This window comes from Burkholderia sp. BCC1988 (genome assembly GCF_905339895.1).
Lineage (GTDB): Bacteria > Pseudomonadota > Gammaproteobacteria > Burkholderiales > Burkholderiaceae > Burkholderia.
Genome location: NZ_CAJPHA010000024.1, coordinates 52,864 through 77,211, shown reverse-complemented (window position 1 = coordinate 77,211; position 24,348 = coordinate 52,864). Strand labels below are relative to the sequence as shown.

The following is a 24,348-nucleotide window of genomic DNA, read 5'->3' as shown; positions in this document are numbered from 1 at the left end:
CGGAGAAAGGCATGCAATTCGACAAGCGCGCCTGGCTCGACAAGATCAAGCAGATGTTCGCGGGCTTCGACCGCCCGCTCGCCCTCATCGTGTTCCTGCTGCTGTGCGTCGGCATCGTCACGCTGTACAGCGCGTCGATCGACATGCCGGGCCGCGTCGAGGATCAGCTGCGCAACATCCTGCTGACGTTCGTGCTGATGTGGGTGATCGCCAACATCCCGCCGACGACACTGATGCGCTTCGCGGTCCCGCTCTATACGTTCGGGGTCACGCTGCTGGTCGCCGTCGCGCTGTTCGGGATGACCAAGAAGGGCGCGAAGCGCTGGCTGAACGTCGGCGTCGTGATCCAGCCGTCGGAAATCCTCAAGATCGCGACACCGCTGATGCTCGCGTGGTACTACCAGCGCCGCGAAGGCGGGCTGCGCTGGTACGACTTCATCGCCGCGTTCGCGATCCTGCTGGTGCCGGTCGGCCTGATCGCGAAGCAGCCCGACCTCGGCACGGGCCTGCTCGTGTTCGCGGCCGGCTTCTTCGTGATCTACCTCGCGGGCCTGTCGTTCAAGCTGATCGTGCCGGTGCTCGTCGCGGGCGTGATCGCGGTCGGCTCGATCGCCGTGTTCGAAGAGCGCATCTGCCAGCCCGAAGTGCAGTGGCCGCTGATGCACGACTACCAGAAGCACCGCGTGTGCACGCTGCTCGACCCGACCTCCGACCCGCTCGGCAAGGGCTTCCACACGATCCAGGCCGTGATCGCGATCGGCTCGGGCGGCGCGCTCGGCAAGGGCTACCTGAAGGGCACCCAGGCCCACCTCGAATTCATTCCGGAGAAGCACACCGACTTCATCTTCGCGGTGTTCTCGGAAGAATGGGGGCTCGCCGGCGGCCTCGTGCTGCTGACGCTGTACATGGCGCTGATCGCACGCGGGCTCTATATCGCCGCGCAGGGCGCGACGCTGTTCGGCCGGCTGCTCGCGGGCTCGCTCACACTCGCGTTCTTCGTCTACGCGTTCGTCAACATCGGGATGGTGAGCGGCGTGCTGCCCGTCGTCGGCGTGCCGTTGCCGTTCATGAGTTACGGCGGCACCGCACTCGCGACGCTCGGTGTCGCGATCGGCATGATCATGAGCGTCGGGCGACAGCGGCGGCTGATGAAGAGCTGACGGCGCGGCACGACACGCTGCCGCAGCGGCCGCACACAGTCGCAGCAACGAAAAACGGCGCCACGGGCGCCGTTTTCGTCAGGCAGGTCGAATGCAGCGGGGCGGCCCGCTCATTGCGGCGTCGCGCGCGGGCTCCCATGATCCGTACCGGCGCCCGAAGCAGGCTCCTGCGCTCTCAGCCGCGCGCTCAGTTCCTTGAATTTCAGCCCGGCCGTCTCGTCGCCCTGCGCGGCCGCGGCCGCGTAATACGCGCGCGCGATGTTCAGGTTCTGCGTGACGCCGTCGCCACCGCGCTCGTAGAACGACGCGGTCACGTACTGCGCGGTCGGCTCGCCCGCGTCGGCCGCCTGCTTGTACCACTCGAACGCCCGCCGGTTGTCGCGCGGCGTGCCGCGCCCGTCGAGGAACTGGTTCGCGAGCGACAGCTCGGCCTGCACGTGCCCCTGCTTCGCCGCGCGCAGGAACCAGCGGTGCGCTTCGGCCGGGTTGCGCGCAACGAACTCGCCGTCGTCGAACATGCGCCCATACACGTACTGCGCATGCGACATGTTCGCGTCGGCCGCCCGCTTCAGCCAGCGCAGCCCTTCGTCGACGTTCGCGCTCACGCCGACACCCGTGAGCAGCATCATCGCGTAGTTGAACTGCGCGAGCCGGTCGCCGCGTTCGGCCGCGTCGTGGAACTGCACCAGCGCTGCGCGATAGTCGCCCGCGTTGTAGTCGGCCACCGCGGATTGCGTCTCGCGCGCCGGGTCCGGCTTCGCGTGCGGCGCATTCTGCGCAACCGCCGCGACGCATACGGCCCAGAGCCCGAGCAGCGCGCCGATCCGCCCGCGTACACCGGCCGTAAGCCGCACACCTTCGTGCCCCGCGCCGTCGCCATCGTTCATGACCGCACCTCCTGCAATGCCTGGCGCGTCGCACGCAGCAGCCAGCTTACGTCGGCCGACAGCGTGATCATCCGGAAGCCGGCCTCGCGATACTGGCGCGCTGTTGCGGTATCGCTCGCAAAGATGCCGACCGCGACGCCGGCCTGCTTGCCGGCCGCGAGCACGCGCGCGATCGCGGTCTCGACGTCCGGATGGCGGCTGTCGCCGAGGTGCCCGAGGCTCGCCGCCAGATCGGCCGGGCCGACGAACAGGCAGTCGACGCCCGGCGTCGCGGCGATCCGCTCGACTTCGTCGATGCCGCGCGCCGATTCGATCTGCACGATCACCGCGACCTGCGCGTTCGCCGTCTGCAGGTAATCGCGGCGCATGCCGAACGCCGCCGCACGCACCATGCCGGCCACGCCACGCAGCCCGTCGGGGGAATCCGGCGACGGGAAGCGCGTGAGCCGCACCGCGTGCGCGGCCTCGTCGGGCGTCTCGATGCACGGGAACATCAGCGTGCGCGCGCCGGCGTCGAGCGCGCGCTTCACGAGCCACGGCTCGCGCCCCGGCACACGCACGACGGGCTCGCTCGGCAGATGCGCGGCGGCCAGCGCGCGCAGTTGCGACGCGACGTCGCGGCTGTCGTTCGGCGCATGCTCCATGTCGATGCAGAGCCAGTCGTAGCCGGCGTGGGCGAGCGCTTCCGCGGCCGAATCGCAGCCGAGCGACAGCCACAGGCCGTACAGCGGCTCGTCGCCGTCGTGCAGGCGTTGTTTGAGGGAATTGGTGAGCGTGCTCATCGATACGGGCTCCTGGACGGAACGGCAATCGAACGGGACAAGCAACGGGCGAAGCGGGCGCAATGCGCCGGGCCGCCATGCCCGGCGGCGCCGGACCGGGCCCTGGAACGTCAGTCGGTCGTGAGCAGCCGATCTGACAGCGCGGGCCGCGCGATGTCGCACGGATGCGTTTTCCGGTGCCACGCAACGATCATAGCGCGGCGTCACGCGGAATGTGGGACCAGGCGGGGAACGGCGCCGGGCGAGGCCGCGCGGCGCGGCGGCAGGCAGCCCGCGCCGGCTGGCGGGGCTGCCGGGAAGGCAGGATCAGCGGCCGGGCTGGCGCTCGACGTCGGCCCAGCAGTTCGGCGTTTCGTACAGGCGCACGCGCTCCAGGCGCAGGTTCACGCCGTAGTGCGCGTCGTACACGTTCGCGAGGATGTCGAACGCGATCGCCGCGAGGTTCTCGACGGTCGGGATCCGGTCGAGCACGACGGTCTTGTGGTCGGCCATCTGCTCGAGGAACGAGCGCACGACTTCGTCGCGCGCGTAGACCAGGAACGCGTGATCCCACTTGTTGACGAGGTGCTCGACCGCGAGCGCCTTCACGTCGGCGAAGTCCATCACCATGCCGCGGTCGGGCGCCCCCTCGGTATCGACGAGATCGCCGCGCAGCGTGACTTCGAGCACGTAGCGATGGCCGTGCAGGTTGCGGCACTGGCTGCGGTGATCGGGAATGCGGTGGCCCGCGTCGAATTCGAGTTTTCGGGTAATCAGCACGATGTCAAAAGCCGTGGCTCAGGGAATGTTCAGATATTTGTGGGTCTGCATCGACAGCCGCCACTGCGGATGCCGCTTGCACCAGTCGATCGCGAGCTTCGTATTGAGGTCGCGCGACGGGCCGTCCATCGGCTGCACGAGAAAATACTCGAAATCGAGCTTCGCGTAATCGGCCAGCCGCTGGTTGTCCTGCGGGATCACGACCTTCAGTTCGTTGCCCTTCGTGACGACGAGCGGCGCGTCGGCCTTCGGGCTCACGCAGATCCAGTCGATCGTCTCGAGCACCGGCAGCGAGCCGTTGGTCTCGATCGCGATCTCGAAGCCCGCCGCGTGCAGCGCGTCGACGAGCGGCTGGTCGAGCTGCAGCATCGGCTCGCCGCCCGTGCAGACGACGAAGCGGTGCGCCTCGCCGTCCGGCCACAGGCCGGCGATCGTCGCGACGAGCGCGTCGGCCTCCTTGAACTTGCCGCCGTTCTCGCCGTCGGTGCCGACGAAGTCGGTATCGCAGAAGCGGCACACGGCGTCCGCCCGATCCTCTTCGCGACCCGACCACAGATTGCAGCCGGCGAACCGGCAGAACACGGCCGGACGGCCCGCGTTCGCGCCCTCGCCCTGCAACGTGTAGAAAATTTCCTTGACCGCGTAAGTCATCGTGCTTCGTCCGGCTCGCGCCGCTCGTTGTCGATCAGAATCCGTTATCCATCCAGCGCTGCCGGCGCACCCGCGTCACAGCGGTGCTTCGGTCACGCGCTCGCCCTTCAGGTAGGCCTCGTAGCCGCGCTTGCGCAGCTTGCAGGCCGGGCATTCGCCGCAGCCGAAGCCCCAGTCGTGCAGTTCCGCGCGCTCGCCCACGTAGCACGTGTGCGTCTCGACGCGGATCAGTTCGACGAGCGCCTCGCCGCCGAGCTGCTCGGCCAGTTGCCAGGTCTGCGCCTTGTCGAGCCACATCAGCGGCGTCTCGAGCACCATGCGCGTGTCCATGCCGAGGTTCAGCGCGACCTGCAGCGCCTTCATCGTATCGTCGCGGCAGTCCGGGTAGCCCGAGAAATCGGTCTCGCACATCCCGCCGACCAGCACGCGCAAGCCGCGGCGATAGGCGATCGCGGCCGCGATCGTCATGAACAGCAGGTTGCGGCCCGGCACGAACGTGTTCGGCAAGCCGTTCGCCGCGGTCTCGATCTCGATCGTGCGGGTCATCGCGGTATCGCTGATCGCGCCGAGCACCGACAGGTCGACCATGTGATCGTCGCCGAGGCGGTCGCCCCACGCGGGAAACTGACGCTTCAGCGCGTCGCGCACGCCTTCGCGACATTCGAGTTCGACGCGGTGGCGCTGGCCGTAATCGAAGCCGAGCGTCTCGACCGTCTGGTAGCGTTCGAGGGCCCAGGCCACGCACGTGGCCGAGTCCTGCCCGCCGGAAAACAACACGAGCGCGCCGTCTTTAGCGTCTGTCCGAATCACCGTGATACTCCGTGAATGTGTAGGCTCGCGTCGCGCTGCGCCCCGGGGCCGGCTGCCGCCGGGCGGCCCGACGCGTGCCGGCCTGCGCCGGCTCGACCAGTATAGGCAGCGCGGTCGGCCGCGAACGCGGCGGAGCGCTTATACCGCCCATCGCGCGGCATCGTTGCCGCACATCACGGCAGCGCCTGCGGGCAGCCTTGCCGTGCGCATGAAGCGATGCGCTAAGTCATTGAGCGGGCACGGATTTTATCACGCCCCGACGAATGCTGCCGGGCGCGCCGCCAATGCCGCGCAAACCCACCACAAACGAAAAACCCCAAGAACCTTCCGATTCTTGGGGTTGGAACTGCTGGTGGCCTGGGACGGAATCGAACCATCGACACGCGGATTTTCAATCCGCTGCTCTACCAACTGAGCTACCGGGCCAACGAAGAAGCAAAGTATATCGAGCTTTATTGAGTCGCACAAGGGGTTTCGTGAAATTTCTTATACGGCCCCTTCCGACGGCTTCTTGCCGAGCTCGACGCCGAGCTGCTTGAGCTTGCGATACAGGTGCGTGCGCTCGAGGCCCGTCTTCTCCGCGACGCGCGTCATGCTGCCGTTCTCGCGCGCGAGGTGATATTCGAAGTACGCGCGTTCGAACGCGTCGCGCGCTTCGCGCAACGGGATGTCGAACGGAATCGCGGCCGTCTGGCCCGCGAGGCCGAGCGCCGCGGCCATGTCGTCGCCGAGCGTCGGCAGCGCGGCCGCGGACGCGACCGCCGCCGGGCCCGCTGCCTGGCCGCCGCCCGCCTTCGCCGCCGCATTGGCAGACACCGGTGCCGCGCCGCGCGCGAGACCGTGCTCGACGGACTTCAGCAGCTTCTGCAGCGCGATCGGCTTCTCGAGGAAATCGAGTGCGCCGATCTTCGTCGCCTCGACGGCGGTATCGATCGTCGCGTGCCCGGACATCATGATCACGGGCATCGTCAACAGGCCCTGCGCCGCCCATTCCTTGAGCAGCGTGACGCCGTCGGTATCGGGCATCCAGATATCGAGCAGCACGAGATCGGGCGCCTGATTCAGGCGGTATTCCCGCGCGGCCTGCGCGTTCTCCGCCGCCTCGACGACATGTCCTTCATCGCTGAGGATCTCCGAGAGCAATTCCCGGATGCCCATTTCATCATCTACCACCAGGATGGTTGCCATTTACGCTGCCTTTGTCTGCACACTTGCTTTTGTCTTGGCGGGAGCCGCCCCGCCCTGCGCGCCGGATTCGACGCCTGGCGTATCGCTCGCCATCTGCAGGAACAGGATCGACACCTGCGCACCCTCGACGGTCTCGCCGTGCATGCGATTGCGCAGATCGATCCGCGCGCCGTGCTCATCGACGATTTTCTTGACCGTGGCCAATCCGAGCCCCGTGCCCTTCGCCTTCGTCGTCACGTAAGGCTCAAACGCACGGGTCAGGATGCGTGCCGGAAAACCGGGCCCGTTGTCGGACACGGTAAGACGTACCGCGACGCGCGTTTTGCCCTCGGCGTCGGGGTCGCCATATTCTACTGTCTTGGTTTCGATCAACACACGCGGATGCGCGACTTCCGCGACCGAATCCTGCGCGTTCTGCAGCAGGTTGTGAATCACCTGGCGCAGTTGCGTCGCGTCGCCGCGGATCACCGGCAGCGACGGCGCGAGTTCGGCGACGATCGCGCTCTTGCCTTCGCCGACACCATACAGCCCGAGCACCTCGCTCGCCAGTTCGTTCAGCTGCAGGTTGGCGAGCACCGCCGGCGGCGTGCGCGCATATTCGCGGAAGTCGTCGACCATCCGCTTCATCGCGGCCACCTGGTTGACGATCATCGTCGCGCCGCGCTTGAGCACGTCGGCATCGGGTGGCGCGAGCTTGTCGGACAGCTTCATCTGCAGCCGCTCGGCCGACAGCTGGATCGGCGTCAGCGGGTTCTTGATCTCGTGCGCGAGCCGCCGCGCGACCTCGCCCCATGCGACCGAACGCTGCGCGGAAATCACGTCGGAGATGTCGTCGAACACGACGACGTAGCCGGACGTCTGCGGATCGTCGGCCTCGCCCTCGACGGTCGATACGAGGCGCGTGCCGCGTACGAGCAAGGTCAGCGGATCGGCTTCGCCCGGCACTTCGATCGCGAACTGCTGCTGCCAGTGGCCGCGGTCGCCGCCGCCGTCGTCGGACGCCGCTTCGCGATCGGCGAACGCCTTGCGCACCATCGCGCCGAATTCCGCGACGACGCCGATCCGGTCGAGCGCCGTGCCGATCATCGCGCCGAACGGTTGCCGGAAAATGCGCTCGGCGCCGCGGTTGGCCGTCGTCAGCCGGAACTGGCGATCGAGCACGAACACGCCGGCGGTCAGGTTCGCGAGGATGCTCTCGAGATAGGTCTTCGAATGCTCGAGCGCGACGCGGTTCTTCTCGACCGCGAGCCGCGCCTCGGACAGCTGGCGCGTCATCGCATTGAACGACTGCGTGAGGAAGCCCAGCTCGTCGCGCGACTTGATCTCGCGCTTCGGCGTGTAGTCGCCTTCCGTGATCTCCTTCGTGCCCTGCGCGAGCAGGAACAGCGGCCGCGCGAGCTGCTGGCCGAGCGCGAGCGCGAGCATCATCGCGATGAAGGTCGCGAGGAACAGCGCGAGCGTCAGCGTGCCGATGTACATCTTGCGCAAGCCCGTGCGGCCGAGCGATTTTTCCTGGTACTCGCGATACGCGCGCTGCACCGCGTCGGCATTGTGCGCGAGCGTGGGCGGCACCGGCTGCGTGAGCTGCAGGAACCGCTCCGCCGGCTGCAGCAGCGACGTCGTCGCGTCGGGAATCGGCCGCACGACACGCAGCCGCAGCGCGCCCTTCGCGCCGTGTGCGCGCGGGTCGCCGTCGACCTCGCCCTCGATCGCCGCATACGCGCCGTGTTCGCGCGCCTGGCTCAGCATCAGCGGCGTCGGCAGGTCGTCCGGAATCAGCGCGGCGAAATTGCCCGATGCCTGCGCGACGATGTGCAGGTCGGGCGCCGCGCCGGAGCCGCCGCGGCTCGGCTCGACGATCGTCGCATCCTGCACGCCGAACTGGTCGCGCAGGCGCAAGAGCGTGAGCGTCGTGCCGTTCGTGTTCGCATCGACGCTCGCGAGCTGGTCGGACATCAGCCGCGCCTTCGTCTGCAGGTCGGACAGCGACGCGTCGAGCATCCCGCGGCCGAGGTTCAGGCCGGCCGTCAGCGCGGTCTCGACGTTCACGTCGAACCACGACTCGATACTGCGCGACACGAACTGGTACGACACGATGTAGATGATCCCGCCCGGCACCACGCCGACGAGCGCGAAGAACACCGCGAGCTTCGCGAGCAGCCGCGTGCCGAACTTGCCCTTCCTCAGGCGCACGACGATCATCCCGATCAGCCCGAGCACCACGAGCAGGAACACGAGCGCGACGACGATGTTCGTCGCGTACAGCCACGAGTAGTAGCGGTCGAAGAATTCGGTGTTCGCGCTCGCGGCCGCGAGCAGCACGAGCAGCAGCAATGCGGTGATCGCGACGGTCGAGACGATCACGCGAACGAGGAGGCTCTTCCCGCTGGCCGCGCGGCGCACTTTATTTAGCACGTTCGGTCACCGTGAAGGTAAAGCGCTTCCAGTCCGACCCGAGCGTCCAGTCGCGGTTGTTCACCGCGTCGACCTGGAACGGTTTCGGCATCAGCGCCGTATCGAGCTGCATCCGCACCGAGGCCGTGTAGGTTTCGCCGGCACGCACCTGGTTGCGGTCGATCACGTGCCACGACGTGATGTGCCGGACGACCGCGAGCGCGTCCTTCAGCGACGGGAAGCCGAGTTGCAGGCCGCCCGTCGACACGCGGTACTCGCGCGTGAGCGGCTGGAACGACAGCCGGATCGTCTGCGACACCGACACCGGCTGCTCGTCGAACCAGTACCAGCGCGCGCGGCCCAGTTCGAAGTCGGTCGTGAAGTAAAGCGGGATGCCCTTGTTGACGGCATCCTCGAGGTTCGGATTCAGCTCGAAATCGAAGCGGGCATCGAGGCTCCAGCCGCTTCCGTCAGCCTGCAGCGATGCGCGCTGCACGGCGATCGACTCGGCGCGCGCCGGCCGAACGACCGTCACGCACAGCGTCAACGCGACCAGCAGGACGGCCGCAAGCCGAAGTGGAAAAAGGTGTTTGATCGTCACCGTTTCTGAAACCGCGCGTAGAAGAATCCGTCGTGATCGGTGTTCTGGTCGCGTGCGCCGGCCGCCCCGCCGTGCACGCCGCCCGGCAGCAGTTGGCCGGGCGCGTCCAATCGTACCGCATCTTCACAGGCCGCTTCAAACCAGCGCGCCTGCAATTCACCTTCCTCGGGGAAGATCGAACAGGTCACGTAGAGCAGTTCGCCGCCCGGTTTCACCAACGGCCACAACGCGCTCAGGATGCGGCGCTGTTCCGCGACGAGCGCGGCGATGTCGGCTTCGCGGCGCAGCCAGCGGATGTCGGGATGACGGCGCACGATGCCGGACGCCGAGCACGGCACGTCGGCCAGGATGCGATCGAACGGACGGCCGTCGTACCACGCGTCCGGTGCGCCCGCGTCGCCGACGCGCACGTCCGCCGCGAGCGACAGGCGCGCGAGGTTCTCGCCGATACGCGCCGCGCGCGTCGCGTCGCTTTCGAGCGCAACGACTTCCGCGTCGGCCAGTTCGAGGATATGCCCGGTCTTGCCGCCCGGTGCCGCGCACGCGTCGAGCACGCGCATGCCGTCGCGCGCACCGAGCCATTCGGCCGCGAGCTGCGCGCCGGCGTCCTGCACCGACACGACGCCATCGGCGAAGCCCGGAATGCGATCGACCGGCAGCGCCGACGCGAGCCGCACCGCGTGACGGCCGATCGCGGTCGCGTCGATCCCGCTCGCACGCAGCGTGTCGAGGTACGCGTCGACGCTCGCGCGGCGCGCGTTCACGCGCAGCGTCAGCGGCCCCTGGCGCTCGCCGGCCGCGAGGATCGCCTGCCATGCGTCGGGCCATGCGCGCTTCACCGCGTCGACCCACCAGGTGCGGTAATTCCAGCGCGCGACCGGATCGTCCTGCAGCGCCGCGACGAGCACGTCGCGCTCGCGCAGGAAACGCCGCAGCACCGCGTTGACCAGCCCCTTCGCGAACGCGTATTCGCGTCGCGCGCCGATTACAGTCACGGCCTGGTCGACGATCGTGAACGCCGGATATGCAGCCGTTTCTTCCGGATCGAGCAACAGCGCGAATGCGCCGGCGAGCACCGCATGCACATGCGCGGGCGGCGCTTTGCTGACGAGCCGGCCGATCAGCCAATCGGCGCTCCCGAGACGACGCATCGTCCGGTACGCGACGTCCTGCGTCGCGCCGCGCGCGAGCGCCTGCGTGCCGGCCGGCATCTGCGCGAACACCGCGGCCAGTGCCGCCGGCAGCGCGGTGCCGCGCCGCACCGCATCGACTGCCTGCGCGGCCGCGTCGAGCGCGAAGCCCAGCGAATCGGGCGCGAGATGCAGCGCGGACGGGCGCGCCGGGCGGCCGGAGGAAGACGGGGCGGAGGAACGGGTTCGTGTCATCGGAACGGAATCGGCAATCAAGCGCGGCAAGCAGGCACGGCAAACACAGGCGGCAAACGGCGGGATCGCAACGGCCCCGAGGCCGCGCGATTCCAAACCGCGCATTGTAGCGTGCGACCGCGCGAACCCTTTGGCCCCTTTACGGCGCGCAGAAATGAAAAACCCCGCAGCGCGAAGCGTGCGGGGTGGCATCGCGCCCCCGCGCGGCAATGGCCGCGCGATGCGCCTGGGATCAATCGAAGCGGCCGGTACGGGCCATCTCCATCAGGCGCGCGATGCGTTCCTCGGTCGCCGGGTGCGTGGAGAACAGGTTCTGCAGGCCGCCGCCGTGCAGCGGGTTCATGATCATCATCTGCGCGGTGGCCGGATGCGCTTCGGCCGCCTGGAACGGGATGCCGGCCGCATAGCGATGGATCTTGTCGAGCGCGGTGGCGAGCGACTGCGGATCGCCGGAGATCTGCGCGCCGCCGCGGTCGGCCTCGAACTCGCGCGCCCGCGAGATCGCCATCTGGATCAGCGCACCGGCGATCGGCGCGAGCAGCGCGACCGCAATCCCCGCGATCGGATTGGCCGGACGGCCGTTTTCGTCGCGGCCGCCGAAGAACATCGCGAAGTTGGCCAGCGCCGAAATCGCGCCCGCCATCGTCGCGGTGATCGTCGAGATCAGGATGTCGCGGTGCTTCACGTGCGCGAGCTCGTGCGCCATCACGCCGCGCATCTCGCGCTCGGACAGCACGCGCAGGATGCCCGTCGTCGCGGCGACTGCCGCGTGCTCGGGGTTGCGGCCCGTGGCGAACGCGTTCGGCGCGTCCTCGTTGATCAGGTAGACGCGCGGCATCGGCAGGTTCGCGCGCGTGGCGAGTTCGCGCACCATCCGGTAGAACTGCGGCGCCGTGTTCTCGTCGACTTCCTGCGCGTTATACATGCGCAGCACCATCTTGTCCGAGAACCAGTATGAGAAGAAATTCATGCCGAGCGCGAACAGCAGCGCGATCGTCATGCCGCGCGAGCCACCGATCATGCCGCCGATCACGATGAACAGGGCCGTGATCGCGGCCATCAGCATCGCCGTTTTGACCCAATTGAACATACCCACTCCTTATCCGTCAGGGGACCCGCCGACATCACAGTGCGCGGCGGAAAATTGTAAGCGATTTGTTAGATAAGGTCTTGCCGGAAAAATTCAATTTCAGCGTTGCGTCGCCGCGAGCCGCAGCCCGAGGCCGACGAAGGCGCTGCCCACCGTGCGATCCAGCCATTTCCTGACGCCCGGCTTGCCGGAAAAGCGCTGCGTGACGCTACCCGCGACCCACGCGACGATGCAGCTCCAGACGGTGCTCATCACGAGGAACACCGACCCGAGGGCCAGGAACGCCAGCGCCTTGTGCGGGCTGTCGGCCGACACGAACTGCGGGAAGAACGACACGAAGAACAGCACGACCTTCGGATTCAGCACGTTGGTCCAGAAACCCTGCATGAACAACTGGCGCAGCGGCTTCGCGGCCGTGGCCCGCGCCGCCTCGGCGCCTGCCGGCGCGGCGGCCTGCTTCGTGACGATCATGCGCACGCCGAGGTAGATCAGGTAAGCGGCACCGACCAGCTTGATCGCCGTGAACGCGGCCGCCGACGCCGCGAGCAGCGCGGTCAGGCCGAATGCGCACGCAAGCGTGTGCACGCAGCAGCCGGCCGAGATGCCGAGCGCCGACATCAGCCCCGCGCCACGGCCCCGCGCGACGCTGCGGCCGACGATGTACGCCGTATCGGGGCCGGGCGTGACGTTCAGCAGGAAGACCGCGAGCACGAAGAAGCCGAAATGGGTGATGCCAAGCATGAGAACCTCGAAACCGGGATGCGCAGGGAAATTCTACGCGCGCCTGCCGCGCTGCGCGACTCGCGGCCATCCGGCCGATTGCGCGCGGGCGCGATGCCGTGTCGAATGACGCTCAGGCCGCGTCAGGCAACGCGAAGCGCTGGCCCGCGGCGAGCGGCGAGCCGGCCAGGAATTCGCGCGCGGGCAGCCGCTTGCCGCCCGGTTTCTGCAGTTGCGTGACGCGCAGCGCGCCGCTGCCGCAGGCGACGACCACGCCCTCCGGCGCAGCCTCGACGATCGTGCCGGGCGCCACGTCGACCGTCGTGCCGCGCGCCGCCACCGGTTCGGCCGCCCACAGCTTGATGGCCGCGCCGTCGAGCGTGGCGACGCCGCCCGGGAACGGGTCGAACGCGCGCACCTGGCGCGCGAGCACGTCGGCCGGCTTGCGCCAGTCGAGCGCCGCTTCGTGCTTGCCGATCTTTTCCGCATAGGTCACGCCGTCGGCCGGCTGCGGCGTGGCGGGCAGCGTGCCGTCGCGCTCGAGCCGCACCAGCGCGTCGACGATCAGCCGCGCGCCGTCGGCGGCGAGCCGGTCGTGCAGCGTGGCGGTCGTGTCGTCGGACGCGATCGCGACGCGCGCTTCCTCGATCATCGCGCCGGTGTCGAGGCCGACGTCCATCTGCATCAGCGTGACGCCCGTCTCGGCGTCACCGGCCTCGATCGCGCGGTGGATCGGCGCGGCGCCGCGCCAGCGCGGCAGCAGCGACGCGTGGATGTTGATGCAGCCGGCACGCGGAATGTCGAGCACTTCCTGCGGCAACAGCAGGCCGTATGCGGCGACCACCATCACGTCGTGCGGCGTCGCGCGCAGCAGCTCGATCGCGTCGGCCGCCTCCGCCGGGTACTTGCCCGCGCGGCGCAGCGACGGCGGCTGCGCGACGGGCATCCCGTGCTCGACGGCATAGCGCTTCACGGCGCTCGCCTGCAGTTTCATCCCGCGCCCGGCCGGGCGATCGGGCTGGGTGAGCACGAGCGGCACCGGAAAACCGGCCTCGTGGATCGCGGCGAGTGCGGCCGCGGCGAATTCCGGCGTGCCGGCAAAAATCACGCGCAACGTATGGGTCATGACAGCGTTCGGGATCGGGCTGGGCACACGCGCGTCACATCGCGCGTTCGAGTTTCTTCATCTTCGTCTTGATGCGGGTCTGCTTCAGCGGCGAAAGATATTCGACGAACACGCGCCCCATCAGGTGATCCATCTCGTGCTGCACGCACACGGCCAGGAGGCCCTCGCAGTCGAGCTCGAAGGTCTCGCCGTGCTCGTTGAGCGCACGTACACGGACGTGGTCGGGACGCTCGACTTCGTCGTAGATCCCGGGCACCGACAGGCAGCCCTCCTCGTAGACCTGTTTCACGTCGCTCGACCAGATGATCTCGGGGTTGATGAACGCGCGCAGTTCGTTCTTCTCCTCGGAGACGTCGATCACGATCACGCGCTCGTGCACGTCGACCTGCGTCGCCGCGAGGCCGATGCCCGGCGCGGCGTACATGGTTTCGGCCATGTCGGCGACGAGCTTGCGGATCCGGTCGTCGACCTTGTCGACGGGCTTCGCGACCTTGTGCAGCCGCTTGTCGGGGTAATGAAGAATGTTCAGCAAAGCCATGGTGTTCGGTATTCGGTGGAGCGGCGCGCCGCATCGGCCATCCGGCCGGCTGGCGCCGCCGCCGGGATGCAATGAAGATGAGGCAGACGCACGGCATATCAACGCCGCGGGTCATGCCTCCTGCAATTGGCCGGGCGCTCGTGCGCGCGGCCCTGTCGAGTATTTCGGATGATGAAAATTTTATCATGGCGCCACGCGCTCCGCTGGCCGCCGCGTTCGAGGGGAACCTCATGTCGCCGCAAGCGCTGACGACTTCCGCGTTGCGCGCGTGGCTGCAGCTCGCGCATGCGCCGGGCATCTCCCCCGCCGTGCTGCACGCGCTGCTCGACGCATTCGGCTCGCCGGCGGCGCTGCTCGCCGCGTCCGACCAGGCCATCGGCGCGGCGAGCAGCGCTGCCGCCGCGCGGGCGGTGCGCGCCAGCGAGCGGGACGACCTCGACGCATGCACCGACGCCGCACTGGCATGGCTCGATACACCGGGCAACGCGATCGTCACGCTCAACGATCCCGTCTATCCGCCACGGCTGCGCGACCTGCACGATCCGCCGCCGCTGCTATATGTAAAGGGCAGGCTCGACCTGTTGCACGCACGCGGGCTCGCCGTGGTCGGCAGCCGCCATGCGACGCCGCAAGGGCTCGCCGACGCCACCCGCTTCGCCCATGCGCTGTCCGACGCGGGGCTCGCGATCGTCTCCGGCCTCGCGCTCGGCATCGACGGCGCCGCGCATCGCGGCGGGCTCGACGGCCGCGCCGGCACGGTCGCGGTGATCGCGACGGGCGCCGATCTCGTCTATCCGGCGCGGCACCGCACGCTTGCGCACGACATTGCCGCGCGCGGCGCGATCCTGTCCGAATGGCCGCTCGGCACACCCGCGCGGGCGTCGCATTTCCCTCAGCGCAACCGGCTGATCGCCGCGCTCGCGCTCGGCGTGCTCGTCATCGAAGCCGCGCCGCGCTCCGGCTCGCTGATCACCGCACGCCTCGCGAACGAGCTGGGCCGCGACGTGTTCGCGATGCCGGGCTCGATCCACGCGCCGCTCGCGCAGGGCTGCCACGCGCTGATCCGCGACGGCGCGAAGCTCACCGCGACACCGCTCGACGTGCTCGAGGAGTACGGGCTGGACGAACCGGCAACGCACACCGCCCACGCCGCGGCGAATTCGCGTACGCGCCCCGATAACGGCGAAACAGCCGGCACGCTGGGGCGACGCGCGCGTGAGCATGTCGGGAAACCGGATTGCGCCGTTCCATCCACCGCATCGACCGGAACCGAAGGCGTGCCGCCCGACGACCCGGCCGAGCGATCCGTGCTCGCCGCACTGGGATACGGCCCCGTTACTTACGAGTGGCTCGCCGAGCACAGCGGCCTATCGGATGACGCGCTGCATCGCGCGCTGCTCGCGCTCGAACTGGCCGGCCGCGTCGCGAGCGTGCCCGGCGGACGCTTCGCGCAGCTTGACGTGGCGCCCACTCCGCCCGCGTCCGGCGTGCTACAGTCCCCCGCATAGGGCGGCCCGTGCCGCCGACGCTACCCAAGGAATTCCATGCCCGCGCTGAATCTCGACACCGATGCCGATCGGATCGCCGAGCGCCTCGCCGATCCCGACACGCTGCTGGTCGCCTGCCTGTGCGCCGAGTGGTGCGGCACCTGCCGCGACTACCGGACGGCCTTCGACCAGCTCGCCGATACCCATCCCGACGCCTGCTTCGCGTGGATCGACATCGAAACCCATGCCGACCGGCTCGACGATCTCGACGTCGAGAATTTCCCGACGATCCTGATCGAGGACGCGAACACCGCGCGCTTCTTCGGCACGGTGCTGCCGCACGCGACGATCGTCGAACGAATGCTGTCCGACCTGAGCGCCGTGCCCGGCGCGCCGCACGCACCGAAATTGCGCAATATCCTGAACGTCGAGGCGTGAACCGCGCACCGGCCGGGCGGCTTTTCCGGGCTTTTCGCGCCGTTGCGCGTGCCGCCGCGCCGGGTGCGCTTGCCGCCGTTGCGCCCCCCCTCTATGATGAGCCGCTTTTTGCACGCCGAGCCGCCGTCGCTGCGGCGTGTGCTATAAAGCCGTCGTAAAAGGGACCCACGCCGGCGAACCCGGTCTACCAACACACATCTGTCATGTCCAAAGCTCTGATCATTGCGGAAAAGCCTTCTGTCGCGAACGACATCGCGCGCGCTTTGGGCGGCTTTACCAAGCATGACGAATACTTCGAGAGCGACGAATTCGTCCTGTCGTCCGCGGTCGGCCACCTGCTGGAAATCGCCGCCCCGGAAGAGTACGAGGTCAAGCGCGGGAAATGGAGCTTCGCTCATCTGCCCGTCATCCCCCCGCATTTCGACCTGAACCCGATCGCAAAAAGCGAGTCGCGCCTGAAAGTCCTGACCAAGCTGATGAAGCGCAAGGACGTCGACCGCCTGATCAACGCATGTGACGCGGGGCGCGAGGGCGAGCTGATTTTCCGCCTGATCGTGCAGCACGCGAAGGCGAAGCAGCCGGTCCAGCGTCTGTGGCTGCAGTCGATGACGCCGCAGGCGATTCGCGACGGTTTCGCGCACCTGCGCACCGACTCGGACATGCAGCCGCTCGCCGACGCCGCACGCTGCCGCTCGGAAGCTGACTGGCTCGTCGGGATCAACGGCACGCGCGCGATGACCGCGTTCAACAGCAAGGGCGGCGGCTTCTTCCTGACGACCGTCGGCCGCGTTCAGACGCCAACCTTGTCGATCGTCGTCGAACGTGAAGAGAAAATCCGCCGCTTCATCCCGCGCGACTACTGGGAAGTGAAGGCCGAGTTCGCATGCGCGGGCGGCTTCTACGAAGGCAAGTGGTTCGACCCGAAATTCAAGCGCGACGAATTCGATCCGGAAAAGCGCGACTCGCGCCTCTGGAGCCTGCCGGCCGCCGAAACGATCGTCGCCGCGTGCCGCGACCAAGTCGGCACGGTGTCCGAGGAATCGAAGCCGTCGACCCAGCTGTCGCCGCTGCTGTTCGACCTGACGAGCCTGCAGCGCGAAGCGAACAGCCGCTTCGGCTTCTCCGCGAAGAACACGCTCGGTCTCGCGCAGGCGCTGTATGAAAAGCACAAGGTACTGACGTACCCGCGTACCGACGCGCGCGCGCTGCCGGAAGACTACATTTCGACGGTGCAGTCCACGCTCGAGATGCTCAAGGAGAGCCACAACTATCTGCCGCACGCGAAGCAGGTGCTCGACAAGGGCTGGGTGAAGCCGAACAAGCGGATCTTCGACAACTCGAAGATCAGCGACCACTTCGCCATCATCCCGACGCTGCAGGCGCCGAAGTCGCTGTCCGAGCCGGAGCAGAAGCTGTACGACATGGTCGTGAAGCGCTTCCTCGCGGTGTTCTTCCCGGCGGCCGAGTTCCGCGTCACGACGCGGATCACCGAAGTCGCCGGCCATCACTTCAAGACCGAAGGCAAGGTGCTCGTCGAGCCGGGCTGGCTGCAGGTGTACGGCCGCGACGCCGAAGGCGCGGACGCGAACCTCGTGCCGGTGCAGAAGGACGAGAAGGTGAAGACGGACGAGATCGCCGCGGTCGCGCTCGTGACGAAACCGCCTGCACGCTACTCGGAAGCGACGCTGCTGTCCGCGATGGAAGGCGCGGGCAAGCTCGTCGAGGACGACGAGCTGCGCGAGGCGATGGCCGCGAAGGGCCTCGGCACGCCGGCGACGCGCGCGGCGATCATCGAAGGCCTGCTCGGCGAGAAGTATCTCGTGCGCGAAGGCCGCGAGCTGATCCCGACCGCGAAGGCATTCCAGCTGATGACGCTGCTGCGCGGGCTCGGCGTGAAGGAACTGACCGCGCCCGAGCTCACCGGCGAATGGGAATACAAGCTGTCGCAGATGGAGCGCGGCAACCTCGGGCGCGACGCGTTCATGCAGGAAATCGCCCGCATGACGCAGCAGATCGTCAAGCGCGCGAAGGAATACGATTCCGACACGATCCCCGGCGATTACGCGACGCTCGAGACGCCGTGCCCGAACTGTGGCGGCCAGGTGAAGGAAAACTACCGCCGCTTCGCATGCACGAAGTGCGAGTTCTCGATCTCGAAGATTCCGGGCAGCCGGCAGTTCGAGATCGCGGAAGTCGAGGAGCTGCTGCGGGAGAAGACCATCGGTCCGCTGTCCGGCTTCCGCAGCAAGATGGGCCGTCCGTTCTCGGCGATCCTGAAGCTCTCGTTCGACGACGAAACGAAGAACTACAAGCTCGAGTTCGACTTCGGTCAGGACCAGGGCGGCGAGGAAGGCGAAGCGCCCGACTTCTCCGCGCAGGAACCGGTCGGCGCATGCCCGAAATGCAAGGGCCGCGTGTTCGAGCACGGGATGAGCTATGTGTGCGAGCACTCGGTCGCGAATCCGAAGACCTGCGACTTCCGTTCGGGCAAGGTGATCCTGCAGCAGGAAATCACGCGCGAGCAGATGGCGAAACTGCTGGCCGACGGCCGCACGGATCTGCTGCCGAACTTCAAGTCGTCGCGCACGGGCCGCAACTTCAAGGCATTCCTCGTGAAGCAGCCGGACGGCAAGATCGGTTTCGAGTTCGAGAAGAAGGAACCGAAGGCCGCTGCCGCGAAGAAGACGGCAAAATCGGCGACGAAGGATGCCGAAACCGTGACGGAAGGCGCCGACGAGAAACCGGCACCGGCGCGCAAGACCGCCGCCCGCAAGACGACGGCGCGCAAGACGGGCTCCTGACGCACCGGGCACCGGGGTTTCCCGGCCCGTAGTAAGCCGGTGAACCGGCGATAAAAAAACGCGGATCGATCGCTCGATCCGCGTTTTTTCTTGGTGCCTGCTGCCGGCCGTGCCGGTGCGCGGCCGCCGCGCCGTTACAGCGGCGACGGCACCGCGACGCGCGCGCGCGGCGAACGCGCGAGCCGCGGCTGCAGGTTCGGGTCGGTCGACTCGGGCGGCTCGGCGCGCATCTCGACGCCGATCGGCGCAGGCGCCGCACTCTGTGCGGCCCACTGTTCGCCCATCATCGCGTCGGTCGAGTGGCTGAAATATTCGACGAGGTGATCGATGAACGTGCGCACCTTCGCGGGCAGGTGGCGCCGGCTCGGATACGCGATGTTGATCTCGACCTGCGGCAGCCGGAAATCCGGCAGCAGCCGGACCAGCGCGCCGCGCGCGATGTCGCTGCCGATCAGGTAGCTGGGCAGGATCGCGACGCCCATCCCGAGCAGCGCGAACTGGCGCAGCATCGCGGTATTGTTCGCGACGATCACGTTGGTCGGGCGCACGCGCACTTCGCCGTCCGGCCCGGTGAACACGCGCTCGTCGCCCCAGTATTCGGTCGGCAGGCTCAGCGCCGGGTGTTCGGCGAGATGCTCCGGATGGGTCGGCACGCCGTGCTTTTCCAGGTAGCTCGGCGTCGCGCACACGGTCATGCAGCCCGTGGTCAGCCGACGCGTGACGATGCTCGCGCTGCGCATCTGGCGCGTGACGACGATGCCGACATCGAAACCTTCCTCGACGAGATCGACCTGGCGGTCGACCAGCGTCAGATCCGGCACCACTTTCGGGAAATTCTCGGTGTACGACTGCAGGACGGGCGCAAGGTTGTGCAGGCCGAACACGACCGGCGCGACGATGCGCAACGTGCCGACCGGCTCGTGATTGCGCGCGACGACCATCTGCTCGACATCCTCGAGCTCATCGAGAATCTGGCGCGCCCGCTCCAGATAGACCTGGCCCGACTCCGTCAGCGAAAGGCTGCGCGTGGTGCGGTTCAGCAGGCGCGTGCCGAGCCGGCCTTCCAGATCGGCGACGTGACGCGTCGCGACCGCGTTGGAAATATCCATTGCACTCGCGGCCCGCGCGAAACTGCCGAGATCCGCAACCTTGACGAACACGCGCATCGACTGCAAATGATCCATAACGACTCCTGCCGCTGTTACAACTTCAAAAAGTTGAAGCAAATGCGTAATTCTCCTACGACAGCGGAAATGATGCAGAGTTGCTCAACAAGGGCCGCCTTGACGATAAAAATAGTCAAAAATCCTCACTCATCGCGAATGGATGATCCAATTATTCTGATTGAAGCAACAATTGGGTGAACCTCGTCGAGGAAACGTCCGAATCAGGAAGGACGTATTTGACGCGACACGGCAGCGGACCCCGCCGCACCCGACGGGAGCGGCGCCGGCTCAGGCCGGCGCCGATTGCGGCGGAGCGTAACAACCTGTTAAAAAGACACCACGACGTGCGCCGACGTAGCATCATGTCGGCCCCGGCCGGGCGGGACGGGTGCGCGACCTGCGCCGCCGCCGCCGCCGCCGCTTCCAACGCGCGACTCCCGCTGATCATGAAAATTGCCATCCTCGACGACTACCAGGACGCCGTCCGCAAGCTGAACTGCTTCGAGATGCTCGCCGAGCACGACGTGAAGGTCTTCAACAACACGGTACGCGGCCTGGGGCAACTCGCGAGCCGCCTGGCGGAAGTCGAGGCGCTCGTGCTGATTCGCGAGCGCACGCCGATTTCGTCGCAACTGCTCGCCAAGCTGCCGAACCTGCGCATGATCAGCCAGACCGGCCGCATCTCGAGCCACATCGACCTCGAAGCGTGTACCGACCGCGGCATCGCGGTGCTCGAAGGCACGGGTTCGCCGGTCGCGCCCGCCGAGCTGACCTGGGCGCTCGTGATGGCCGCCCAGCGCCGCATTCCGCAATACGTCGCGAACCTGAAGCAGGGCGCGTGGCAGCAGTCGGGCCTGAAGACGTCGGCGCTGCCGCCGAACTTCGGCCTCGGCCAGGTGCTGCGCGGCCAGACGCTCGGCATCTGGGGCTACGGCAAGATCGGCCGGCTGGTGGCCGGCTACGGCAAGGCGTTCGGGATGAACGTGCTGATCTGGGGCCGCGAGCATTCGCTCGAGGCCGCGCGCGCCGACGGCTACACGGCCGCCGAGAGCCGCGAAGCGCTGTTCGAGCAGAGCGACGTGCTGTCGCTGCACCTGCGCATGCACGACGACACGCGCGGGATCGTCAAGCAGGAAGACCTGATGCGGATGAAGCCGACATCGCTGCTCGTCAACACGAGCCGTGCCGAGCTGCTCGAGGAAAACGCGCTCGTCAACGCGCTGTCGCACAACCGTCCGGGGATGGTCGCGATCGACGTGTTCGAGAGCGAGCCGATCCTGCAAGGCTACAGCCTGCTGCGGATGGAAAACGTGATCTGCACGCCGCACATCGGCTACGTCGAGCGCGAAAGCTACGAGCTCTATTTCAGCGCCGCGTTCAAGAACATCCTCGCGTTCGACCAGGGCGATATGTCGAGCGTCGTCAATCCGGAAGCGCTGACGCCGCGCCGCGTGCGCTGACCGACTCCGACCGGTGCTGGCCGGCACGGGCCGCGCTCGCCGCGCGGCGCTGCTGCCGGGCTTCCCGCCTTCCCCGCCTTCAGGCGGCCACGCGGCCGCCCGTCATCGCGTCGACGCGCGTGAGGAAATGCTCGCCGTCGCGCCGTCCGAGGTCGTACGCATGCCGCATCTGCGACGGACTCGTGTAATCCCAGCTCGAAATCGGCACCTTGCTCGACGGCTGTACATACAGCCGCCGCTGGTCGCCGTGCGCGACCGTGAACATCTGCGGGCGCGGATACAGCCGCGTGACGAGCACCAGCACGTCGCCCGGCGACGCGTCGAGCGCGTCGACCGGCACGTTGTCGACCATCCCGCCGTCGAGCACCGGCCGGCCGCCGCGGCGCAGCACCGGCGTGAACGGCGGCGTGCACGACGACTGCAGGATCAGATCGGCGAGTTCCTCGACACTCGCGCACGCCTGCGCGCGCACGAACTCGGGCCGGAAACCGAGCGTGCGCCCGAGCGTGGGGTGCAGCGTCTTGCGCAGGTACTTTTCGATGTTGTATGCGACGAGGCCCGCAGCGACCGCGCTGCGCGCGCCGAGCCAGCGCGGCACGTGCGACACGCCGATGCGGATCTCCGGCGCGTCGGCGAGCCGCGCGAACGGCTCGCCGTAGATGTCGAGCAGCGCCTGACGGTAGATCCGGTAATGCGGAAACACCGGCTCGCGGCCGAACAGGTTGCCCCAGTATGCGTTCTTGCGGTTGTGGCGCAGCGCTTCCTCGTAATAGCGCATCACCCACGCGGCGTCGCGTGTATACAGCATGCAGGCGGTCGCCGCGCCGGCCGAGATCCCCGCGATCACGCGCGGGCGCAAGCCGAGCGCCGGCTGCGCGACGTCCCAGAAGCCGGCCTGCCACCAGCAGCGATTGCCGCCGCCCGCGAAGACGATCTGGTCGAACATCGCGCCGCTCAGCTGACGAGCGCGTAGGTCGACGTCGCGTGAACGGCCATCTTGCCGTCCTCGTCGAACAGCTCGACTTCGCCGAATACCAGGTTGCGGCCCATCCGCAGCACGCGCGCGGTGACGAGCACGTCGCCCTTGCGCACCGGACGCATGAAGTTCGTGTTCAGCGAAACGGTGGTCATCGGACGGAACTCGCCGAGCGCGGCCGAGATCGCGACCACCATCGCGGTGTCGGCGGCGGCCGTGAACACCTGGCCGCAGATGACGCCGCCCGAATGACGGAATTCGCCGGAAAACGGCAGGCGCATCGTGACGCTGTCGTCGCCGATCGATACGGGAACCAGACCGAGCGAGCGGACCCACGGGGCCAGCAGGCGATCCAGCAATTCGCGGACTGCGTTTTCGTCCATCTTCGAATGTCCAGAAAACGTTGCGCGACCGCCGCGCAACGGGTGTGGACGTCATCATACCGGGAGCGCGCCAACTGCGATGGCTCATTACCGCGGCGACGGCCGCCGTCGCCGCTACGAAATATTTTGAGGAAATTCGCAGAAAGGGCTTGCCAAGTCCGAAATACACGGGCATAATCTTTCTTCTGTTGGGGGCGTTAGCTCAGTTGGTAGAGCAGCGGACTCTTAATCCGTAGGTCGAGTGTTCGAGTCACTCACGCCCCACCAGGAATTCCAAAGGCCGGTCAGCGCAAGCTGACCGGCCTTTTTCCATTTCCGGCGCCGCCCGGCCTCTCCCCCGCCTCGCGACAGGCAATCACATTGATGCCTCGCCCAGATACTTTCCGCTAGAATCGTCCGACAAAATATCACACGACCGGACGGCGATCGCCGCATCGCCGCCGGCACTGAGAGAGCATGGGACGTCAGACATGGAATCATGTGAACGAGACGCGACCATTCAGAGGGCATGGTCACGCCGACAACGGCACGCACATCGTGTCGCCTCCTTCCCCCGATCGCATCCGGGCCCGTCGCGTGACGCGCACTACGGATCCGGCCATGCCGCGTAAGGACGCGCTCGTCGCACTCGCGCTCGGCGTTGCGCTGCTCGTGGTCGCAGCCATGCTCGCCGTCACCGCGAGCCATGCGGCCGGCGACCTGATCCGCACGCCGGGCACGGTCGTGCGCATCGTGCAGGACAGCGACGCGATGCGTGCATACCGCCCGATCGTCGCCTATTTGGCGAACGACGGCCGCCGCCGCGAAGTCGCCGGCAATACCGCATCGGTGGTCCCGGCCTACGACATCGGCGAAAGCGTGGACGTCCTGGTCGATCCGGCCCATCCGAACCGTCCCGCACTGATCGACGATTTCACGCAACGCTGGTTGCCCGTCGCGGTGCCGGCGCTGCTTGCAGTCGCATCGCTGGCGATCGGCAGCCTGCTGTATGTGAACGCGCGCCGCGGCCGGCAGGCCGACGCGCTGTCTGCGCCGGCCGCCCGCAAAGCGGTCCGGCGCCGCTGGAACATCGCGATCGTGCTGATTCCGATCGCGATCGGCACCGTCTTCCTGGCCGGCGCCGGCGCCGCCGGGCTGCGCCAGTGGCAGATCGCCCGCCATTACGCGCACTCGACCGGCCATGTGGTCGAGATCGCCGAAACCGCCCAGTCGTCCCGCACGCGCACGTCGCTCTATTCGGCGACCATCGCGTTCACGACCGACAGCGGCCGCCCCGTCACGTTCGCGCAAGGCTCGACCTCGTCGCGCCCCGGGCTGTACGAAGGCGAGGTGGTCGACGTGCTGTACGACCCCGTCACGCCCGAGCGCGCGGTCATCGACCGGTTCTGGGACCGGTGGGGGCTCACGGCCATCCTGTTCGCGATCGGCGCGCCGTTCCTCGTCGCCGGACTGTTCGTCGTCGGGGCGCTGTGGCCCGAGCCTCGACCGCACGAACTCGCCGAATGACGAACGCGGAAGAACCGGGCCGTCAACGTCGCGGCCCCGG

General features: G+C 67.7%; 22 protein-coding genes and 2 tRNA genes. 7 read left to right on the top strand and 17 right to left on the bottom strand.

Annotated elements, in window-relative coordinates; all coding sequences use genetic code 11:
* Nucleotides 1-11 precede the first annotated feature (11 nt).
* Nucleotides 12-1,160, top strand: coding sequence for a rod shape-determining protein RodA (gene rodA, locus U4012_RS29110; RefSeq protein ID WP_044847360.1), 1,149 nt, complete (start codon nt 12-14; stop codon nt 1,158-1,160).
* Nucleotides 1,161-1,270: 110 nt separating this feature from the next.
* Here rodA and U4012_RS29105 read toward each other — a convergent pair whose 3' ends face one another.
* The 14 genes from U4012_RS29105 to def form a co-directional block, all read right to left on the bottom strand.
* Nucleotides 1,271-2,047, bottom strand: coding sequence for a tetratricopeptide repeat protein (locus U4012_RS29105; RefSeq protein WP_321802718.1), 777 nt, complete (start codon nt 2,045-2,047; stop codon nt 1,271-1,273).
* Nucleotides 2,044-2,829 carry an HpcH/HpaI aldolase family protein gene (locus U4012_RS29100; RefSeq protein WP_044847358.1) on the bottom strand — a complete coding sequence of 262 codons (786 nt, stop codon included), beginning with the start codon at nt 2,827-2,829 and terminating at the stop codon, nt 2,044-2,046. The genes U4012_RS29105 and U4012_RS29100 overlap by 4 nt, the downstream gene beginning before the upstream one ends.
* Before the next feature lie 306 nt (nt 2,830-3,135).
* A complete protein-coding gene (gene queD, locus U4012_RS29095; protein ID WP_044847357.1) occupies nt 3,136-3,588 on the bottom strand; it encodes a 6-carboxytetrahydropterin synthase QueD in 453 nt (150 codons plus the stop codon).
* An 18-nt stretch (nt 3,589-3,606) separates the two neighbouring features.
* On the bottom strand, nt 3,607-4,239 hold the full coding sequence (gene queE, locus U4012_RS29090) for a 7-carboxy-7-deazaguanine synthase (protein WP_321802715.1): 633 nt from the start codon (nt 4,237-4,239) through the stop codon (nt 3,607-3,609).
* A gap of 75 nt (nt 4,240-4,314) precedes the next feature.
* Entirely contained in the window at nt 4,315-5,049 is a 735-nt protein-coding gene (gene queC, locus U4012_RS29085; RefSeq protein WP_321802712.1) for a 7-cyano-7-deazaguanine synthase QueC, read from the bottom strand.
* 350 nt (nt 5,050-5,399) lie between these two features.
* Nucleotides 5,400-5,475: transfer RNA gene (locus U4012_RS29080), tRNA-Phe, on the bottom strand.
* A 60-nt stretch (nt 5,476-5,535) separates the two neighbouring features.
* Nucleotides 5,536-6,237 (bottom strand): response regulator transcription factor EsaR, encoded by a 702-nt coding sequence (esaR, locus tag U4012_RS29075; protein ID WP_321802710.1) that lies wholly within the window; start codon nt 6,235-6,237, stop codon nt 5,536-5,538.
* A complete protein-coding gene (esaS, locus tag U4012_RS29070) occupies nt 6,238-8,652 on the bottom strand; it encodes a sensor histidine kinase EsaS (RefSeq protein WP_044847353.1) in 2,415 nt (804 codons plus the stop codon).
* Nucleotides 8,642-9,232: a DUF4390 domain-containing protein gene (locus U4012_RS29065; protein ID WP_257773952.1), complete on the bottom strand. Its 591-nt coding sequence runs from the start codon at nt 9,230-9,232 to the stop codon at nt 8,642-8,644. Before U4012_RS29065 ends, esaS begins: the two co-directional genes overlap by 11 nt.
* Complete coding sequence (gene rsmB, locus U4012_RS29060) at nt 9,229-10,617, bottom strand: 16S rRNA (cytosine(967)-C(5))-methyltransferase RsmB (RefSeq protein WP_124486705.1); 1,389 nt, start codon at nt 10,615-10,617, stop codon at nt 9,229-9,231. Before rsmB ends, U4012_RS29065 begins: the two co-directional genes overlap by 4 nt.
* Before the next feature lie 232 nt (nt 10,618-10,849).
* Nucleotides 10,850-11,707 carry a zinc metalloprotease HtpX gene (htpX, locus tag U4012_RS29055; protein ID WP_006485774.1) on the bottom strand — a complete coding sequence of 286 codons (858 nt, stop codon included), beginning with the start codon at nt 11,705-11,707 and terminating at the stop codon, nt 10,850-10,852.
* Between the two features lie 99 nt (nt 11,708-11,806).
* The gene (locus tag U4012_RS29050) at nt 11,807-12,448 is read right to left on the bottom strand and encodes a LysE family translocator (RefSeq protein WP_321802705.1); all 642 of its coding nucleotides are present in this window, start codon (nt 12,446-12,448) and stop codon (nt 11,807-11,809) included.
* 112 nt (nt 12,449-12,560) lie between these two features.
* Nucleotides 12,561-13,553, bottom strand: coding sequence for a methionyl-tRNA formyltransferase (fmt, locus tag U4012_RS29045; protein ID WP_044847350.1), 993 nt, complete (start codon nt 13,551-13,553; stop codon nt 12,561-12,563).
* Between the two features lie 34 nt (nt 13,554-13,587).
* Nucleotides 13,588-14,091 carry a peptide deformylase gene (def, locus tag U4012_RS29040; protein ID WP_057924826.1) on the bottom strand — a complete coding sequence of 168 codons (504 nt, stop codon included), beginning with the start codon at nt 14,089-14,091 and terminating at the stop codon, nt 13,588-13,590.
* A 185-nt stretch (nt 14,092-14,276) separates the two neighbouring features.
* On the opposite strand from def, the gene dprA reads away from it, so the two are divergent.
* The 3 genes from dprA (at nt 14,277) to U4012_RS29025 (ending at nt 18,817) form a co-directional block, all read left to right on the top strand.
* Nucleotides 14,277-15,599 (top strand): DNA-processing protein DprA, encoded by a 1,323-nt coding sequence (gene dprA / locus U4012_RS29035; protein WP_321802701.1) that lies wholly within the window; start codon nt 14,277-14,279, stop codon nt 15,597-15,599.
* 36 nt (nt 15,600-15,635) lie between these two features.
* Nucleotides 15,636-16,016: a thioredoxin family protein gene (locus U4012_RS29030; RefSeq protein WP_044847347.1), complete on the top strand. Its 381-nt coding sequence runs from the start codon at nt 15,636-15,638 to the stop codon at nt 16,014-16,016.
* A 203-nt stretch (nt 16,017-16,219) separates the two neighbouring features.
* Nucleotides 16,220-18,817 carry a DNA topoisomerase III gene (locus U4012_RS29025; protein ID WP_044847346.1) on the top strand — a complete coding sequence of 866 codons (2,598 nt, stop codon included), beginning with the start codon at nt 16,220-16,222 and terminating at the stop codon, nt 18,815-18,817.
* Between the two features lie 134 nt (nt 18,818-18,951).
* Here U4012_RS29025 and U4012_RS29020 read toward each other — a convergent pair whose 3' ends face one another.
* Nucleotides 18,952-20,001 (bottom strand): LysR family transcriptional regulator, encoded by a 1,050-nt coding sequence (locus tag U4012_RS29020; RefSeq protein ID WP_044847345.1) that lies wholly within the window; start codon nt 19,999-20,001, stop codon nt 18,952-18,954.
* Between the two features lie 428 nt (nt 20,002-20,429).
* Here U4012_RS29020 and U4012_RS29015 point away from each other — a divergent pair, with 428 nt between their 5' ends.
* Nucleotides 20,430-21,443 (top strand): D-2-hydroxyacid dehydrogenase family protein, encoded by a 1,014-nt coding sequence (locus tag U4012_RS29015; RefSeq protein ID WP_044847344.1) that lies wholly within the window; start codon nt 20,430-20,432, stop codon nt 21,441-21,443.
* Between the two features lie 79 nt (nt 21,444-21,522).
* Here the strand turns inward: U4012_RS29015 and U4012_RS29010 are convergent, their stop codons facing one another.
* Together U4012_RS29010 and U4012_RS29005 are read right to left on the bottom strand one after the other, a co-directional pair.
* On the bottom strand, nt 21,523-22,389 hold the full coding sequence (locus U4012_RS29010) for a patatin-like phospholipase family protein (protein WP_124892316.1): 867 nt from the start codon (nt 22,387-22,389) through the stop codon (nt 21,523-21,525).
* A gap of 8 nt (nt 22,390-22,397) precedes the next feature.
* On the bottom strand, nt 22,398-22,802 hold the full coding sequence (locus tag U4012_RS29005; protein ID WP_044847342.1) for a PaaI family thioesterase: 405 nt from the start codon (nt 22,800-22,802) through the stop codon (nt 22,398-22,400).
* Between the two features lie 191 nt (nt 22,803-22,993).
* On the opposite strand from U4012_RS29005, the gene U4012_RS29000 reads away from it, so the two are divergent.
* Both U4012_RS29000 and U4012_RS28995 read left to right on the top strand, forming a co-directional pair.
* Nucleotides 22,994-23,069 (top strand) — tRNA-Lys (locus tag U4012_RS29000).
* 189 nt (nt 23,070-23,258) lie between these two features.
* A complete protein-coding gene (locus tag U4012_RS28995) occupies nt 23,259-24,308 on the top strand; it encodes a DUF3592 domain-containing protein (protein ID WP_321802696.1) in 1,050 nt (349 codons plus the stop codon).
* The last annotated feature ends 40 nt before the right edge of the window (nt 24,309-24,348 follow it).

Coding starts and splice junctions, on each gene's coding strand:
- rodA (WP_044847360.1), top strand. CDS start 12: ATGCAATTCGACAAGCGCGCCTGGCTCGACAAGATCAAGCAGATGTTC.
- U4012_RS29105 (WP_321802718.1), bottom strand. CDS start 2,047: ATGAACGATGGCGACGGCGCGGGGCACGAAGGTGTGCGGCTTACGGCC.
- U4012_RS29100 (WP_044847358.1), bottom strand. CDS start 2,829: ATGAGCACGCTCACCAATTCCCTCAAACAACGCCTGCACGACGGCGAC.
- queE (WP_321802715.1), bottom strand. CDS start 4,239: ATGACTTACGCGGTCAAGGAAATTTTCTACACGTTGCAGGGCGAGGGC.
- esaR (WP_321802710.1), bottom strand. CDS start 6,237: ATGGCAACCATCCTGGTGGTAGATGATGAAATGGGCATCCGGGAATTG.
- rsmB (WP_124486705.1), bottom strand. CDS start 10,617: ATGACACGAACCCGTTCCTCCGCCCCGTCTTCCTCCGGCCGCCCGGCG.
- htpX (WP_006485774.1), bottom strand. CDS start 11,707: ATGTTCAATTGGGTCAAAACGGCGATGCTGATGGCCGCGATCACGGCC.
- U4012_RS29050 (WP_321802705.1), bottom strand. CDS start 12,448: ATGCTTGGCATCACCCATTTCGGCTTCTTCGTGCTCGCGGTCTTCCTG.
- fmt (WP_044847350.1), bottom strand. CDS start 13,553: ATGACCCATACGTTGCGCGTGATTTTTGCCGGCACGCCGGAATTCGCC.
- def (WP_057924826.1), bottom strand. CDS start 14,091: ATGGCTTTGCTGAACATTCTTCATTACCCCGACAAGCGGCTGCACAAG.
- dprA (WP_321802701.1), top strand. CDS start 14,277: ATGGCGCCACGCGCTCCGCTGGCCGCCGCGTTCGAGGGGAACCTCATG.
- U4012_RS29030 (WP_044847347.1), top strand. CDS start 15,636: ATGCCCGCGCTGAATCTCGACACCGATGCCGATCGGATCGCCGAGCGC.
- U4012_RS29025 (WP_044847346.1), top strand. CDS start 16,220: ATGTCCAAAGCTCTGATCATTGCGGAAAAGCCTTCTGTCGCGAACGAC.
- U4012_RS29020 (WP_044847345.1), bottom strand. CDS start 20,001: ATGGATCATTTGCAGTCGATGCGCGTGTTCGTCAAGGTTGCGGATCTC.
- U4012_RS29015 (WP_044847344.1), top strand. CDS start 20,430: ATGAAAATTGCCATCCTCGACGACTACCAGGACGCCGTCCGCAAGCTG.
- U4012_RS29010 (WP_124892316.1), bottom strand. CDS start 22,389: ATGTTCGACCAGATCGTCTTCGCGGGCGGCGGCAATCGCTGCTGGTGG.
- U4012_RS29005 (WP_044847342.1), bottom strand. CDS start 22,802: ATGGACGAAAACGCAGTCCGCGAATTGCTGGATCGCCTGCTGGCCCCG.
- U4012_RS28995 (WP_321802696.1), top strand. CDS start 23,259: ATGGGACGTCAGACATGGAATCATGTGAACGAGACGCGACCATTCAGA.